The sequence below is a fragment of the Methylobacter sp. BBA5.1 genome (assembly GCF_000746145.1).
Classification (GTDB): Bacteria; Pseudomonadota; Gammaproteobacteria; order Methylococcales; family Methylomonadaceae; genus Methylobacter; species Methylobacter marinus.
The window spans coordinates 59,172-73,509 of the sequence record NZ_JQKS01000016.1 but is presented as its reverse complement, the minus strand read 5'-3'; the positions used below and the strand labels follow the sequence as shown (position 1 = coordinate 73,509).

The 14,338-nt window shown below is 53.5% G+C and carries 15 protein-coding genes; 14 read left to right on the top strand and 1 reads right to left on the bottom strand.

The genetic code is table 11. The features are described 5' to 3' along the window. Positions 1–17: 17 nt before the first annotated feature. From EK22_RS11150 to waaA, 14 genes are all read left to right on the top strand, one after another. Positions 18–1,241, top strand: coding sequence for a sensor histidine kinase (locus EK22_RS11150; RefSeq protein ID WP_036250948.1), 1,224 nt, complete (start codon positions 18–20; stop codon positions 1,239–1,241). After that, on the top strand, positions 1,238–2,626 hold the full coding sequence (locus EK22_RS11145) for a sigma-54-dependent transcriptional regulator (RefSeq protein ID WP_036250945.1): 1,389 nt from the start codon (positions 1,238–1,240) through the stop codon (positions 2,624–2,626). The genes EK22_RS11150 and EK22_RS11145 overlap by 4 nt, the downstream gene beginning before the upstream one ends. Before the next feature lie 59 nt (positions 2,627–2,685). Beyond that, the gene (gene fliE / locus EK22_RS11140) at positions 2,686–3,000 is read left to right on the top strand and encodes a flagellar hook-basal body complex protein FliE (protein WP_020159755.1); all 315 of its coding nucleotides are present in this window, start codon (positions 2,686–2,688) and stop codon (positions 2,998–3,000) included. Positions 3,001–3,021: 21 nt separating this feature from the next. Next, positions 3,022–4,746 carry a flagellar basal-body MS-ring/collar protein FliF gene (fliF, locus tag EK22_RS11135; protein WP_020159756.1) on the top strand — a complete coding sequence of 575 codons (1,725 nt, stop codon included), beginning with the start codon at positions 3,022–3,024 and terminating at the stop codon, positions 4,744–4,746. Then, positions 4,739–5,743 (top strand): flagellar motor switch protein FliG, encoded by a 1,005-nt coding sequence (gene fliG, locus EK22_RS11130; protein WP_020159757.1) that lies wholly within the window; start codon positions 4,739–4,741, stop codon positions 5,741–5,743. The genes fliF and fliG overlap by 8 nt, the downstream gene beginning before the upstream one ends. Further along, entirely contained in the window at positions 5,730–6,545 is an 816-nt protein-coding gene (locus tag EK22_RS11125; RefSeq protein ID WP_036250942.1) for a flagellar assembly protein FliH, read from the top strand. Before fliG ends, EK22_RS11125 begins: the two co-directional genes overlap by 14 nt. Then, positions 6,542–7,897 (top strand): flagellar protein export ATPase FliI, encoded by a 1,356-nt coding sequence (gene fliI / locus EK22_RS11120; RefSeq protein ID WP_036250940.1) that lies wholly within the window; start codon positions 6,542–6,544, stop codon positions 7,895–7,897. The genes EK22_RS11125 and fliI overlap by 4 nt, the downstream gene beginning before the upstream one ends. 9 nt (positions 7,898–7,906) lie before the next feature. Continuing rightward, positions 7,907–8,365 carry a flagellar export protein FliJ gene (gene fliJ, locus EK22_RS11115; RefSeq protein WP_036250938.1) on the top strand — a complete coding sequence of 153 codons (459 nt, stop codon included), beginning with the start codon at positions 7,907–7,909 and terminating at the stop codon, positions 8,363–8,365. A 29-nt stretch (positions 8,366–8,394) separates the two neighbouring features. Next, the gene (locus EK22_RS23180; RefSeq protein ID WP_051961856.1) at positions 8,395–9,774 is read left to right on the top strand and encodes a flagellar hook-length control protein FliK; all 1,380 of its coding nucleotides are present in this window, start codon (positions 8,395–8,397) and stop codon (positions 9,772–9,774) included. Positions 9,775–10,081: 307 nt separating this feature from the next. Continuing rightward, complete coding sequence (rpsF, locus tag EK22_RS11105) at positions 10,082–10,534, top strand: 30S ribosomal protein S6 (protein WP_020159762.1); 453 nt, start codon at positions 10,082–10,084, stop codon at positions 10,532–10,534. A gap of 29 nt (positions 10,535–10,563) precedes the next feature. Then, positions 10,564–10,791, top strand: a complete 228-nt coding sequence (gene rpsR / locus EK22_RS11100; protein ID WP_020159763.1) for a 30S ribosomal protein S18 — start codon at positions 10,564–10,566, stop codon at positions 10,789–10,791. Positions 10,792–10,859: 68 nt separating this feature from the next. Next, entirely contained in the window at positions 10,860–11,708 is an 849-nt protein-coding gene (locus tag EK22_RS11095) for a YybS family protein (protein ID WP_081917856.1), read from the top strand. Positions 11,709–11,754: 46 nt separating this feature from the next. Beyond that, positions 11,755–12,204, top strand: coding sequence for a 50S ribosomal protein L9 (gene rplI, locus EK22_RS11090; protein WP_020159765.1), 450 nt, complete (start codon positions 11,755–11,757; stop codon positions 12,202–12,204). An 81-nt stretch (positions 12,205–12,285) separates the two neighbouring features. Then, complete coding sequence (gene waaA, locus EK22_RS11085; protein ID WP_020159766.1) at positions 12,286–13,560, top strand: lipid IV(A) 3-deoxy-D-manno-octulosonic acid transferase; 1,275 nt, start codon at positions 12,286–12,288, stop codon at positions 13,558–13,560. A 16-nt stretch (positions 13,561–13,576) separates the two neighbouring features. On the opposite strand, the gene EK22_RS11080 is transcribed toward waaA, so the two are convergent. Continuing rightward, complete coding sequence (locus EK22_RS11080; protein WP_036250935.1) at positions 13,577–14,278, bottom strand: ComF family protein; 702 nt, start codon at positions 14,276–14,278, stop codon at positions 13,577–13,579. Positions 14,279–14,338: the final 60 nt, after the last annotated feature.

Sequence of the window (14,338 nt, the reverse complement as noted above, 5' to 3'; positions counted from 1 at the left end):
AACCAGGCGCTTCAATCATGAACACAAGCAAGGCTCAGAAAGCAAATAAAACAGAACAGCTCACCGATGCGTTCCGCATGTTCAATGAGCTCTCGCAGAATTTGTCCATTTCTTATCAGGGGCTGGAAGAGCAGGTCGCCAAATTGCACTGCGAATTGGCCGCCGCGCGTAGCGAGCGTCTTAAAACGCTTGAAGAAAAAGAGAAGCTGGCCAACCGGCTGGAGAAAATACTGGCCGCGCTGCCGGCGGGCGTTATCGTGCTCGATGTCACGGGCAAAATTGTCGACTGCAATGAGATGGCGGTCGATTTTTTGGGCGAGCCGCTAAGGGAACTGCCCTGGTCGGAAGTGGTCGCCCGTAGCATGATAACTGTTTCCGATAATCCGCATGAACGTCGGCTGTTAAACGGCAAACGCGTCAACATGACCTGCCGTCAGCTGGAAAATGACACAGGGCAGATTATTTTATTGTCCGATGTCAGTGAAATGCAGGCTTTGCAGGCCTTGTTGAATCAGCAAAAGCAATTGTCGTCAATGGGCGAGATGGTCGCCAGCATGGCGCATCAGGTCAGAACCCCGCTCGCGACGGCCATTTTATATGCCTCGCAGATGGCCAATCCGGCCTTGAATCATGACAAGCGGCAGCGGTTTTCCCGGAAAATCCTGGAGCGCCTGCAGTATCTGGAAAGACAGGTTAACGATATGCTGATTTTCGCCAAGGACGGGCGCCTGGCGATGGAAAGCTTTTTCCTGTCAGGCTTGCTTGATCATCTTAGCGAAGCTTTAAAAGACTATGCCGGCCAATGCGGTATCACCTGGCGGATCATCAATGATGCCGAGGATGATGTCATGCTCGGCAACCAGGATGCCCTGCGCGGCGCGCTGATGAATATACTGAATAATGCCGTCGATGCGATCGGCCGGGGCGGCGATATACAGATTCGCGTGAGTCAATTTGATGACAATGTCCGGTTTGTTATCGAGGATGATGGCCCCGGCATGGCGCCGGAGTTATGCCAACGGATTTTTGAGCCTTTTTTCTCGACCAAGACCAGCGGCACCGGTTTGGGTCTGGCTGTCGTTGATAGCGTGGTCAGGGCTCACGGCGGCCAATGTGAGTGCATCTCGACGCTCGGCAGGGGCACGGTCTTTGCCTTAACCTTGCCTTGCCTCGGGCAGCAGTTTAAGCCATTGCCGGGCGGTTTTTCCGGTAAGAATCACAATCAGAGAGATGTAGCATGAAACAGTACGATGTGCTTATCGTTGAGGATGATCTGGCGCTGTGCGAAGCGCTCTGCGACACGCTGGAAATAGAAGGGTATCGGGTCAGCGCCGCCGGCAATGGCACGGAAGCGCTGGGCAAGCTGGAACGCGACCAGTTTAAGTTGGTCGTCAGCGATGTGCAGATGCCGGTTATGGATGGTTTTTTGCTGCTGAAAAACATGCGCAATAAGCATCCGGAAACGCCGGTACTGTTGATGACGGCTTATGGTACGGTTCCTAAAGCCGTGGAGGCTTTGCAGGCGGGCGCCTGCGATTATTTGATCAAGCCTTTCGAGGCCGATGCGCTGGTCGGCAAGGTGGCCGATTTTATAGGTGCAAGTGCCGATGAAGTGAATGCGGTAAGCCATGGCAGGGTGGTTCAGGACCATAGCATGAAAAAGCTCTACGCCCTGACCGCCAAGGTTGCCAGAACCGATGTGACGGTGCTGTTGCAGGGCGAAAGCGGTACCGGCAAGGAAGTCATTGCCCGATATATTCATCAAAATTCCACTTATCATCGAGGTCCTTTTATAGCGGTCAATTGTGCCGCCATCCCCGAAAACATGCTGGAAGCGATGCTGTTCGGTTATGAGAAAGGCGCTTTCACGGGCGCCGTCCAGGCCATGCCCGGAAAATTCGAACAGGCGCAGGACGGCACCTTGTTGCTGGATGAAATTGCGGAAATGGATTTGAATCTGCAGGCGAAGCTGTTGCGGGTGCTGCAGGAGAAAGAGGTCGAGCGCCTGGGCAGCCATAAAAAGATCCGGCTGAACGTCAGAATTTTGGCGGCTACCAATCTGAAGCTCAAGGAACAGCTGGAACAGGGGCGTTTTCGAGAGGATTTGTATTACCGGCTCAATGTATTCCCCATCACGATTCCGCCTCTACGCGACAGACCGGGCGATATTTTGCCGCTGGCCAGGGAATTGGTGCGCCGGCATGGCCGGCAAGGCAAAAAATTGCCCGAATTTAACCATCAGGCCGTCGAAAAAATGCTCGGCTACGCTTGGCCGGGCAATGTCAGGGAACTCGACAATATTGTCCAGCGGGCGCTGATTTTACGCACAGACGATACGATTGCCGCAGAGGATCTGGTATTTGAGGATATCGGCTCAATGACGGAGAAAATGCCAGGTCATACCCCGGAACGTCTACTTAAAGTGATTGATCCTAAAGATCAAAATCAGGAATTTGCCGGTTTGGGGGAGGGCGTGCGCTCGGTCGAGGAAAACATTATTTTGCAGACCTTGCAGATGGAAAACGGCAGCCGTAAAACCACCGCCGAAAAGCTCGGAATCAGCCCCAGGACCCTCAGGTATAAAATGGCCAGAATGAAAGAATCAGGCATCATTATTCCATGCTAAACTAATGGCATTAATTATGCATGAAGCATCTGGTAGATGAAAATTAAGAGGGAAAATCCATGAGTGAGATGAATGTAAACCAGGTGCTGGCCCAGATGCGCGCCATGTCGCTTGAGGCCGGCTCTAAAGCGCGGGAAGCCGACGCCGGCACTAGCGATTTCGCCGCCTTGTTGAAACAGTCCATCGATTCTGTCAACGACACCCAGCAAATGGCCGGCAAAATGGCGGAAGCGTTTGAGACAGGCGATGCCAATGTCAGTCTGGCCGAGGTGATGGTGGCATCCCAAAAGGCGAGCGTTTCATTCCAGGCCATGCTGCAAGTCAGAAATAAACTGGTTGAAGCCTATCAAGATGTCATGAACATGCCGATGTAGATCAGGGATTGTTACTAGCACATGAGTGAACAAAACGGCAAGGACCTGGTTGAGGCCGGAAGCGGGCAAGCGTTGGCGGCCAAGAGCGAGGTTCATCCCGCGCTTAGAGGGCTGTCCGAACTGACCATGCCCCGTCAAATCGGCTTGATGCTCGGGTTGGCGCTCAGTGTCGCCATCGCGGTTGCCGTTGTGCTATGGTCGCAGGAGCCTTCCTATGGCCTGCTGTTTGCCGAAATCGGCGACAAGGATGCCGCCGACATTCTTGAAGTCCTCGATACGCAAGGCGTCAAATATAAAGTCGACACTCGTTCCGGCGCGATCATGGTGCCGGCCGACGAAGTGCGTGAGCTGAAGCTTAAACTGGCCGCTCAGGGATTACCCCGCAGTAAAAGCCTGGGTTATGACCTGCTGGACAAGGATCAGGGCTTCGGTACCAGTAAAAATGTTGAAATGATGCGCTTCCGGCGGGCTCTGGAAGGCGAGATCGCGCAGACCATCATGGCGATCCAGAACGTGAAATCGGCCCGGGTGCTGTTAGCCTTGCCCCAGCAGTCGGTGTTTGTGCGGGAGCGCAAGAAGCCCAGCGCCTCGGTCCTGGTGCACTTATATCAGGGCCGGTCACTGGATAAGGGGCAAGTCGAATCGATAATTCATTTGGTCGCCTCCAGTGTTCCTCAACTGGAAGCCGAGCAGGTCACCGTGGTCGATCAAAGAGGACAGTTGCTCAATAGCAGGGATTCGGCATCGGAGGTTTATCTGACCTCCAGGCAGTTTGAATACAAGAAAAATATTGAAGAGCACCTGATGGAGCGCATCAGCAATATTTTATCGCCCCTGGTCGGCCGGGACGGCATGCGCACGCAGATTTCAGCCGATATAGATTTTACCGAGACGGACAGAACGCAGGAAATGTTCAATCCCGACTTGCCGGCCTTAAGAAGCGAGCAGACATCCGAAGAGCAAAGTACTTTGTCCGCCGTGCAAGGCATTCCCGGCGCCTTGTCCAACCAGCCCACGCCCGCCGGTATCGCGCCGGAAACGGCAGCCGGGCAGAATTCTGCCGCGAACCCGGCAAAAGCATCCGGTTCAGCGACAAAAACCGCCACCCGAAATTTCGAACTCGATAAAACCATCACGCATACGCGTCTGGCCACCGGCATATTGCGCCGTTTGTCCGTCGCCGTCGTTGTCGATGACCGGCATATAACCCAGGCGGACGGGACGATAAAAACCCAGCCTTACGCCCAGGAAGATATCAATCGCTTCAGCGACCTGGTCAGGCAGGCTGTCGGTTTCGACAACAGCCGCGGCGATCAGGTGACTGTCACCAATGTCGCATTCAGGGGGGCGGAGGAAATGGAGGCCTTGCCCGAGGCCCCGGTTTGGGAACGGGCCTGGTTTCTCGACCTGATAAAACAGGTGGCGGCGGTATTGGCGCTGGTATTGCTGTTTTTGGGTGTATTAAGGCCCACTTTCCGCAGTCTGGTCGGGCGCGAGGCCGAAGAGAAAAAAGCCGATGCGGCGACAGAAGCGGAGAGCGGAGCGGCTAATGACAACAAAGACGGCGTGCCTGTGGCGGTGCCGGCCGAGCAATACGCGGCTCCGCAGCCGATGGAAATGGACGACCTGCTGCTCTTGTCGGCCCCTCAGAGCTACGAGAAACGTCTGGAATATGTGCAAAGGCTGGTCGATGAAGATCCGAAACTAGTCGCGCAAGTCATTAAATCATGGGTTAGAGATGGCTAACGATATAGATTTGACGCGGACCGAGCGTGGCGCATTGTTATTATTTGCGCTGGGTCAGGAAAGAGCCACGGCCGTGTTGAGGCATATGGGGCCGAGGGAGGTGCAGCTCATAGGTTCGACGATGGCGACTTTGGGCAGCATTTCGCCGGAAATGGTCGATGTGGTGCTGGAGGAGTTTATTGTCGCGGTGAGAAACCAGACGGCACTGGGCATTGATTCGGAGGAATATATTCGCAATGTATTGACCAATGCCTTGGGCGCCGACAAAGCCAGCAGCATTATCGACCGGATTTTGCTCGGCGGCAGGAGCAAGGGCATCGAGCAATTGAAATGGATGGATACGCGCGCCATCGCCGATTTGGTGCGTTCCGAGCATCCGCAGATCGTCGCGATCATTTTATCCTTGCTGGACAGTGACCAGGCGGCCGATATCATGATGTTCCTGCCTGAAAACATGCGCTCCGATCTGCTGATGAGAATTGCTTCCATAGAAGGGGTGCAGCCATCCGCGTTGCGGGAACTGGATGACATTATGGAAAAGCAGTTGACGGGCGGCGAGAATATCAAATCCTCATCCATCGGCGGCATTAACACGGCCGCCAATATTTTAAATCTTATGGAAGGGGCGGTCAGTGATGTGCTGCTGGAGGAAATAGCCGAAAGCAAGGCCGAACTGGCGCAAAAAATACAAGATAAGATGTTTGTCTTTGAAGATCTGCTTTCGTTGGATAACCGGGGGATGGAAAAACTGTTGCGGGAAGTTTCAACCGATCAGTTGCTGCTGGCGTTGCGCGGCGTCAGCGACGGGCTTAAGAATAAAATATTCGGCAGTATGTCCAGGCGGGCGGCTGAGATGCTGCGGGATGACCTGGAGGCCGCACCGCCTACCAAATTGAGTGAAGTGGAGATGGCGCAGAAGGATGTTCTGGCGATTGCCAGAAAGCTGGCTGATTCGGGCGAGATTAATTTTGGCGGCGGCGGCGATGTGCTCATCTAAATCGAACGGCTTTTCCTCCTCCGAACTGGCGCTGCTGAAATTATGGGACGTGCCCGATGTGTCTGGTGCCGAGACGGTGGCAATATCGGAGCCCGTCGATATCGATGAAGAGCCGACGCCGGTTTTGACGGTTGAGGAAATTGAATTGATGCAAAAGCAGGCCTATGACGAGGCGTTTGCTCAAGGCAATAAGGAAGGGTTCCGGCAGGGCTTCGAAGACGGCGCGAAAAAAGGCTACGAGGAAAATGCGCACTTGCTGCGTGAACAGGGGGCCATGTTTGCCAGTCTTCTTGAATCCCTGAGCGAGCCGTTCAAAGCGCTGGATGAAGAAGTTGAAAAAGAGCTGGTCAGGCTCGCTATAAGCATCGCCACGCAAATTATCCGACGCGAAATCAAAATGGACGCGGGGCAAGTGGTTGCCGCGGTCAAGGAGGCGGTCAGGGTGCTGCCATTGGCCTCGCAAAAAATCAGCTTGCATCTGCATCCGGACGATGCCGAGTTGGTGCGTTCCGCATTGTCGCTGGATGAGATGTCGCCGCCTTGGCGCATTATCGAGGATCCGCTGATTACGCGCGGCGGCTGTAAAGTCGATACCGAGGTTTCGCATATTGACGCCACGATAGAAAACCGTTTGGCTGCCGTGATAGCGAATTTGTTCGGCGGTGAACGAGCGCAAGACTGCAGGGAGGCGGAGAGTATCCCCTCTAGGGCGCAGGAAGCAGACGCCGGCGACGGCATGGATGAAGGCGGTGGAGCACCAAAAGCAGACGCTTTAGGCGAAGCGGAGGGTAAAAATCCGTGATTCCTGATGTCGATCGGTCTCGAATCTGGCTGGCCCGGTTGAAACCTTATGCCGAAAGGTTGCAGGAAGCGCCTGAGCTGATTGTTGAGGGCAAGCTGTCGCGCATGGTCGGGTTGACGCTGGAGGCGATTGGATGCCGGGCCGCCATCGGCTCCCGCTGCCAGATCGAAACCAAAAGCGGCAGGATTATTGAAGCCGAAGTGGTCGGTTTTGCCGGTGCGCGGGTGTTTTTGATGGCGACCGGAGAACTGCATGGGCTCGAGCCTGATTGCCGCGTGATTCCGATGGGCAAGGGCAGTCTGGCCAAGGTGGGGTTCGGTTTGCTCGGGCGGGTTCTGGATGGTTCCGGCAGGCCGCTCGACGGCAAGGGGTCGCTTAAAGCCGATGAGCAGATTTCGCTGACCGGAACGCCGATTAATCCGTTATCGAGAAAGCCGATTCGCGAGCCGCTCGATGTCGGCGTCAGGGCGATCAATTCAATGCTGTGCGTGGGGCGTGGGCAGCGCATGGGCTTGTTTGCCGGGACCGGCGTCGGCAAGAGTATTCTGTTGGGCATGATGACCAAGTTTACGACCGCCGATATCGTGGTCGTCGGCCTGATCGGCGAGCGAGGTCGAGAAGTTAATGAGTTTGTGCAGAAAATCCTGGGCGAGGACGGTCTGAACAGAGCCGTTGTCGTCGCGACGCCGGCGGATGACCCGCCGTTGATGCGTGTGCATGGTGCGCTTCTGGCTACCAGTATTGCCGAATATTTCCGCGATCAGGGGCTGGATGTGCTGCTGCTGATGGACTCATTGACGCGGTTTGCGCAGGCCCACCGGGAAATCGCCCTGGCGATAGGCGAGCCGCCCGCTACCAAGGGCTATCCTCCATCCATCTTCGCCAAACTGCCGCATCTGGCGGAACGGGCCGGTAATGCCGATGAAGGCGGCGGGTCCATAACGGCATTCTATACGGTATTGGCTGAGGGCGATGACACGAATGACCCTATCGCCGATTCGGCCCGCGGCGTCCTGGACGGGCATATTGTCCTGTCCAGAAACCTGGCGGAAGCCGGGCATTTTCCGGCGATCGATATCGAAGCCTCGGTCAGTCGCGTCATGCCCGATATTGTTGATGAGGCGCATCTGCAGATGGCGCGAGAAGTGCGCAGACTCTATTCTCTTTATCAACAAAACCGCGACTTGATCAGTGTCGGCGCTTATCAGCGCGGCGCTGATCCTAGAATCGATAAAGCCATCGAGAAAAATGCCGCGATTTTGGCGTTCCTGCAGCAAGACATGAATGAGCCTGTCGACATGAGCCGGAGTCTCAGCGATTTGCAAATTTTACTGGGCATCAAAAATGAGTGAGGCGCATAAGTGAAAAGGTCACAGCGTATTCAAACGATCGTCGAGATTAAGGCGTCCCAGGAAAAAAATTCCCTGGAAGTCTTAGGGGCGGTGCAGCGGAAAAAGGCCGAATTGCAGGCGCAGCTGGATAATTTGAAGCAGTACCGGCAGGAATACCAGGAGCGGTTTGACCGGCTCGGCGGAGGCGGCGTCAAGGTTGCGCAATTGTTGGAATTTAGGTCGTTTATTGAAAAGCTGGATAAGGCCATAGCGGGGCAGGAACAGGCGATGCGGGCCATGGATGCCGACCTGGCGGCCAAAAGAAAGGTTTGGGAAAGCGCGCATCAGCAAACCAATAGCCTGCGCAAGGTTTGTGATTCCGCTTTGCAGACTGAGACCAGGCAGGCCGGCAAACTTGAGCAGGTCGCGCAGGACGAGTGGGCATCGAGATTTTTCCAAAGCAGTTCGGGTGGCGCGAAAAATGCTTAATAGACCTTCAGGATTTTAGGAGAATTGATATGAATGTAGACAGCGCGAGATTTCCCTCTTTGCCGGTTCAGGGGGTCGCTAAAGAAGCGTCGCCGTCTTTAGCGGCGGATGGCGCGATGCCCGAAGGCTTTGCAGACACCTTGATGGCGCGGATTGAAATGCTGATCGAATCCAAAGGCTACAGTTTGCCTAAGTCCCCGCAGGAGGCTGGCGGGCTCGAAAATATCAATGCGCGCCTTACCGGCTTGCCGCTCGATAAGGCTGATGCGCAAGAGCTTGCCGCTTTATTCGGCAAGGACTTGCCGGCGGCCTCGGAAATAAATGCCAGTGAGGATCTTGAAGCCGTGCTGGTTACTTTAAAGGATATACTAAAGTATGTTGCCAAAGGCGAGGCTGCGCAGGGCATGGTGGCGCCCGAGTTGGAGGATGGCGAGTTGGAGAGGGCGCAGATCGACGATAAAATTGAAACGGTCATGGGACATGCGGGTCAAAATGCGGCTGTTATCGTGATGGTTCCCGAACAGACGGCTGCTCACAGGCATACGGAGCCGGCCAGCGACGATCAATTTAACGATCAGGTTGGTGATGTCCGGGGAAGTGACGCGTTATTGACGGCTGTCGACGCTTCGCCTGTTGCCATGCTGTCCGCACCGGAAACCACCGGCAATGAGCTGGCACGCGCGGCAGCCAGTCAAGAGAAGACGATTCCCGGTTTGACAAAGGCGATGCCTGAAGCAGGTCAGTCGCAGGCTTCGGGCGAGGATGCAGTGTCCGCTGATTTTGGCCAACAGGAAGAGGTTCTGGGGCAGACTCTCCTGCGGGAGCCGGGCAGCGAATTAAGTTCTCCTGGCAAAGAGGGTAAAGCGGAAAAGTCGATGCAAAGCGAGGGGCAGCTTCCTGTAGTAGATGGAGAGAAAACCCTGCCTCGGGTTACGGCGGATCTTAAGCAGGTAATGGATAATAAAATCGATATGCCGGCCATTACCAAGCCCATCGCGCATCCGGATTGGCATCAGGAGCTCGGGGAGCGGATCATCTGGATGAGCAATAAGGCAATAACGGCAGCGGAAATCAAGCTGAATCCTCAGCAATTAGGGCCGGTTTCTGTCCGGGTCGATGTTAATCAGGATCAGGCGTCGGTCGCTTTTACCGCTCAGAATGCGGTGGTAAGGGAGGCGCTTGAAGCCGCTATTCCCAAGTTAAGAGACATGATGAGCGCACAGCAGCTCAATCTGGCCGATGTCAATGTCGCACAGAATTTTTCCTCTGGCCAGGAGCAATCTCATCGTTTCGCTCAAACAGCCGATGCCAGGACACATGGCTCCGTACCCATTGCGGCTGATGCGGCGGAGGAGCTCGCCAGCGGTCGGGCGGCTGTCAGCAATGGTTTGCTCAGCCTCTATGCCTAGTACTCAGTCAATTTAATTATGATGGGTAAATTGTAGGTGCGAATTCATTTATGCCCTATGGGTACTGGTGGCTTGAGGGTATTCGCACTCTATGACTGCCCTACAAATTTTACTCGTTAAAACTAAGGCTGATTAAGTAATGGCGGATGGTCGAATATTGTTTTCGCAAAGCAGTTTTGGCATGCAGGCTTTCCAATATACGAAAAAGCCCCTATAATAGTCGGTTCTTTGGGGCATTCAGCCTCTCCTTGCTTTACCATCCTTGAGCTAAACGGGGGTGGAAGGCTTAAAACCGAAAGGAAAAATTATGCGGCATTATGAAATTGTCTTTTTAGTCCATCCCGACCAAAGTTCTCAGGTTCCGGCGATGATCGATCGTTACAGATCAACTATCGAAACGGCATCCGGTAAAATCCATCGTTTGGAAGACTGGGGGCGCAGACACCTGGCTTATCCTATTAACAAAATTCATAAAGCACATTATGTGTTAATGAATGTCGAGTGCGATCAAGCTACACTGGAAGAACTGGAAAGCGGCTTCCGGTTCAACGACGCTATCTTGCGTAGCATGACTTTATTGCAAAAAGAAGCGATTACCGAACCTTCTCCGATCGCCACAGCGACAGCCGAGGAAAATAAAGCGGCTGAATCCAGAGCCAAAGATGCGGCGGCCAAAGAAGCGGCAGCAGACACCGGTGCGGAAGATAGCCTGGACGATGCCGATGAGAGCTTCGATATTGACGAAGCCGCTTCTGAATAAAACTTTTAACACTTGGATACGAGATTACTATGGCACGCAACGTAAGACGCAAAAAATTCTGCAGATTCAGCGCGGAAGGCGGTACACAGATTGATTATAAGGATCTGGATCTATTAAGCGATTATATTACCGAAACCGGCAAGATTGTTCCTAGCCGTATTACAGGTACCAGCGCTAAATATCAAAGACAGTTAGGCGTGGCAATCAAACGTGCGCGTTTTATTGCCTTACTGCCTTTCTGCGACGCTCACAAATAATCACTACCAGGCCGGGGTAATCAGTGAGATTTCTAGCAGCTTATATTATGCGAGGCCGGCTGCAAGCCATGATAGTGGCTTCCAGTCTCGCATTGTTGTCACTGATCATACCACCGGTAAGTATAGTAAGTTCAGCCTCTGTTGCGCTCGTTACGTTAAGGCGGGGTGCTTTTGAAGGCTTATATGTTTTAGTCTGCTCAAGTGCGGCGGCCTCACTATTAGGCCTCTTCCTGCTAGGCAGCTACCAGTTTGCCTTGCTTTATAGCATGATGCTGTGGCTGCCTGTCTGGTTGATTTCGATTATATTGAGAGAAGGCCGCCATTTATCCCTGGCGGTTGAATTCGCGGTGCTGCTGGGCATGCTTGGGGTTGTTGGCTTTTACCTCTATGAGGCAGAGCCCGCCGTCATGTGGAAAGAGGTTCTTTCGCAGATGGTGCCGCCCAATGCGCCTGTTGACGAAATTCAGCGCACTTTGGATGTTCTGTCTCATTATATGACCGGCGTGGTGGCGGCAGGAACCGTATTCGGTTTGCTGTTTGGCCTGTTCCTGGGGCGATGGTGGCAGTCGGTGCTTTATAACCCCGGCGGTTTCAAGCAAGAGTTTTTGTCGTTGAACACGAAGCCCCGGCTGGCAATAGGCAGTGTCGCTGTCGTGGTCGTTGCGTGGGCCAGTTCCGGAGTGCTCTCCGAAGTTGCCTGGAATATGACCATCTTGCTGTTTGTGTTATACACCTGTATCGGAACGGCCGTAATGCATGCGGTTTTTGCTTCGATGAAACTCGGCCGCTATATGGTGCCGATGTTTTATCTGACATTGTTTTTGATACCCCATGCCATGTTGCCTGTAGCTTTGGTGGGTTTAATTGATGCATGGCTGAACTTGCGAAACAAAATTTCAAATCAAACTAACGCCTGACGGCGCAAAAATAATTAGCTAAAACCGAAAGGTGAGGTATTAAAAGATGGAAGTTATTCTTCTTGAAAAGATAGCAAACTTGGGTAACCTGGGCGATAAGGTCACGATTAAACCAGGCTATGGCAGAAACTATCTGGTTCCACAAGGCAAGGCTGTTGTTGCAACGGCTAAAAAAATTGCTGAATTCGAGGCGCGTCGCGCGGAGCTTGAAAAAATTGCCGCCGAGAAACTGAGCGCCGCTCAAGCACGTGCGAATGCATTGAGCAAACTCGAAGTTGTCATCACGCATAAAGCAGGAGATGAAGGCAAGCTGTTCGGTTCTATCGGTACGCACAATATCGCTGATGCGATCACAGCGGCAGGTGTTGCCATTGAAAAGCACGAAGTACGTATGCCGACAGGCGCGATTCGTCAGGTTGGCGAATACGATATCGACATCAACCTGCATACGGATGTTGTCGTAACGATACCTGTCAAGGTTGCGGCTGAAGCATAATAGTTAAAGGCAAAAGGGACAAGGCAACAGGTAAAGCGACGGCTTTTCAATCTTGTGCCTTGAACCTTGTGTCTTCTTAACATGCGTGCTTTTTATTCCGCCCTTTTTTATCTGCTTATCCCCTTCATACTGTGCCGCCTGCTCTGGCGGAGCATCAAAGCGCCGGCTTACCGCTGTCGATGGCGCGAAAGACTAGCCTACTATACTAAACCCTATGCGCCAGGCGTCATCTGGTTTCATGCCGTTTCAGTCGGTGAGGCCGAGGCATTGTTTCCACTGATCCGTCAGATACAGAACCTACATCCTGATGCGCGGCTGTTAATCACGACTACGACACCTACCGGGTCCGCACGCGTTAAGGCGGTACTGCAGGAATCCGTTGAGCATGTTTATTTGCCGTACGACACGCCCGGCGCCGTCAGCCGTTTTATGCGCTGTTTTAAACCGGTTATCGCCGTTATCGTGGAAACGGAAATCTGGCCCAATCTGTTCGCCTGCTGCGGCGGAAACGGTATTCCTCTTTATTTGATCAATGCCCGATTGTCGGAAAAATCGGCGCGCGGGTATCAAAAAATCCCCTCACTGGTGCGTCCGGCCTTGGCGCAGGTTAAATTGATCGCCGCGCAAACACAGGATGATGCGGACAGATTTATCGCGATTGGCGCCGAAAAACAGCGAGTGACTGTCGCAGGAAATATCAAGTTTGATGTTGAAATTGGCGATGAAACGATAGGGCGGGGGCGGCAGTTAAAACAGGATTTGTTCAAGCGCCGGTACATCTGGTTAATAGCCAGTACACATAAGGATGAGGAAGCGATATTTCTCGATAGTTACAAACAGATAAAGCCGCAAATTCCTGAGTTGCTGCTGGTCCTGGTGCCGAGGCATCCCGAGCGGTTCGGCGAGGTCAGGAAGCTGTGCGAACAGCAACGATTGGCCGTAGTGACGCGCACATCCGGTGATGACTGTCGCCAGGATACGGATGTTTATCTGGCCGATACGATGGGCGAATTGAAAATGCTGTACGCTGCCGCCGATGTCGTGTTTGTCGGCGGCAGCATGGTGCCGGTGGGTGGCCATAATATGCTGGAGCCTGCCGCGATCGGCGTGCCGGCTTTGTTCGGTCCTTTTATAGCCAATTTCAAGGAGATTGCCGGAGGGATGCTGGCGCATGATGCGGCCATACAATGTCAAGATAAGGATGAGATTGTCAAAACCGTTTATCAACTATACAAGGATGCCGCTTACGGCGCATCGCTCGTGGCAAAGGCCAAGGCCTTTGTTCGCCGGAATCAGGGGGCGAAAGCCAGACTGTCTAAAATGCTCGATCAGGCCATCGCTCAAATAGTGCGGTAGCTTGAGATAACGCATATCAAGCTCTGGCGCACGCCCAGACATCAACCCGGCCGACTCCGGCTTTTTTCAACAAGGTGGCGAGTTCATTGACGGTTGAGCCGGTCGTCATGACATCATCGATAATGGCGATATGACCCTCTTGAATCGGTTTCACCAGTGAAAAGGCGTTTTTCAGATTCTTACGCCGCTGTTTGGCCGGCAGGTCGGTTTGATGCGGTGTATTGCGATGCCTCCGGCATGACTCAAGATCGAGAGGCAACTGTAATTCACGGGCGACGGTTCTGGCGATTTCCAGCGACTGGTTGAATCCCCGCTGGCGGTAACGGGCTTTATGCAGCGGCACGGGCATAATGCGATCCGGCATTTCCGCCGTTGTCTTGACATGCTCGGCCAGTAATTGGCCGAGCAGGCGCGCATTCTTGTATTGGGCATGGAATTTCAGCGATGTTATCAAGTGCCGCATGGCGCCTTGATGCGTGAATGGCGCATAAGTCCGGTCATAGGCGGGAGTCTGGTTTTGGCAGCGGCCGCATGGCATCTCAGTCTCTATTTCGAAAGATTCGCCGCAGCGGTAACAGCACGGATTGTTTCTGAGTAAATGGATATAGCAAGCATAGCAGAGGTCGCGCGAGGCAAATCCTGTGTTTCCGCACAAGATGCAGGTAGGCGGAAGCAGGTAATCCTGTATAATATCGATCCAGTTGTAACCTATTTTCATTTGGACAGGTTGACAAGTAGCATGGTTGTCTTCCTTAATAATAAATACCGTAGCCGGAGA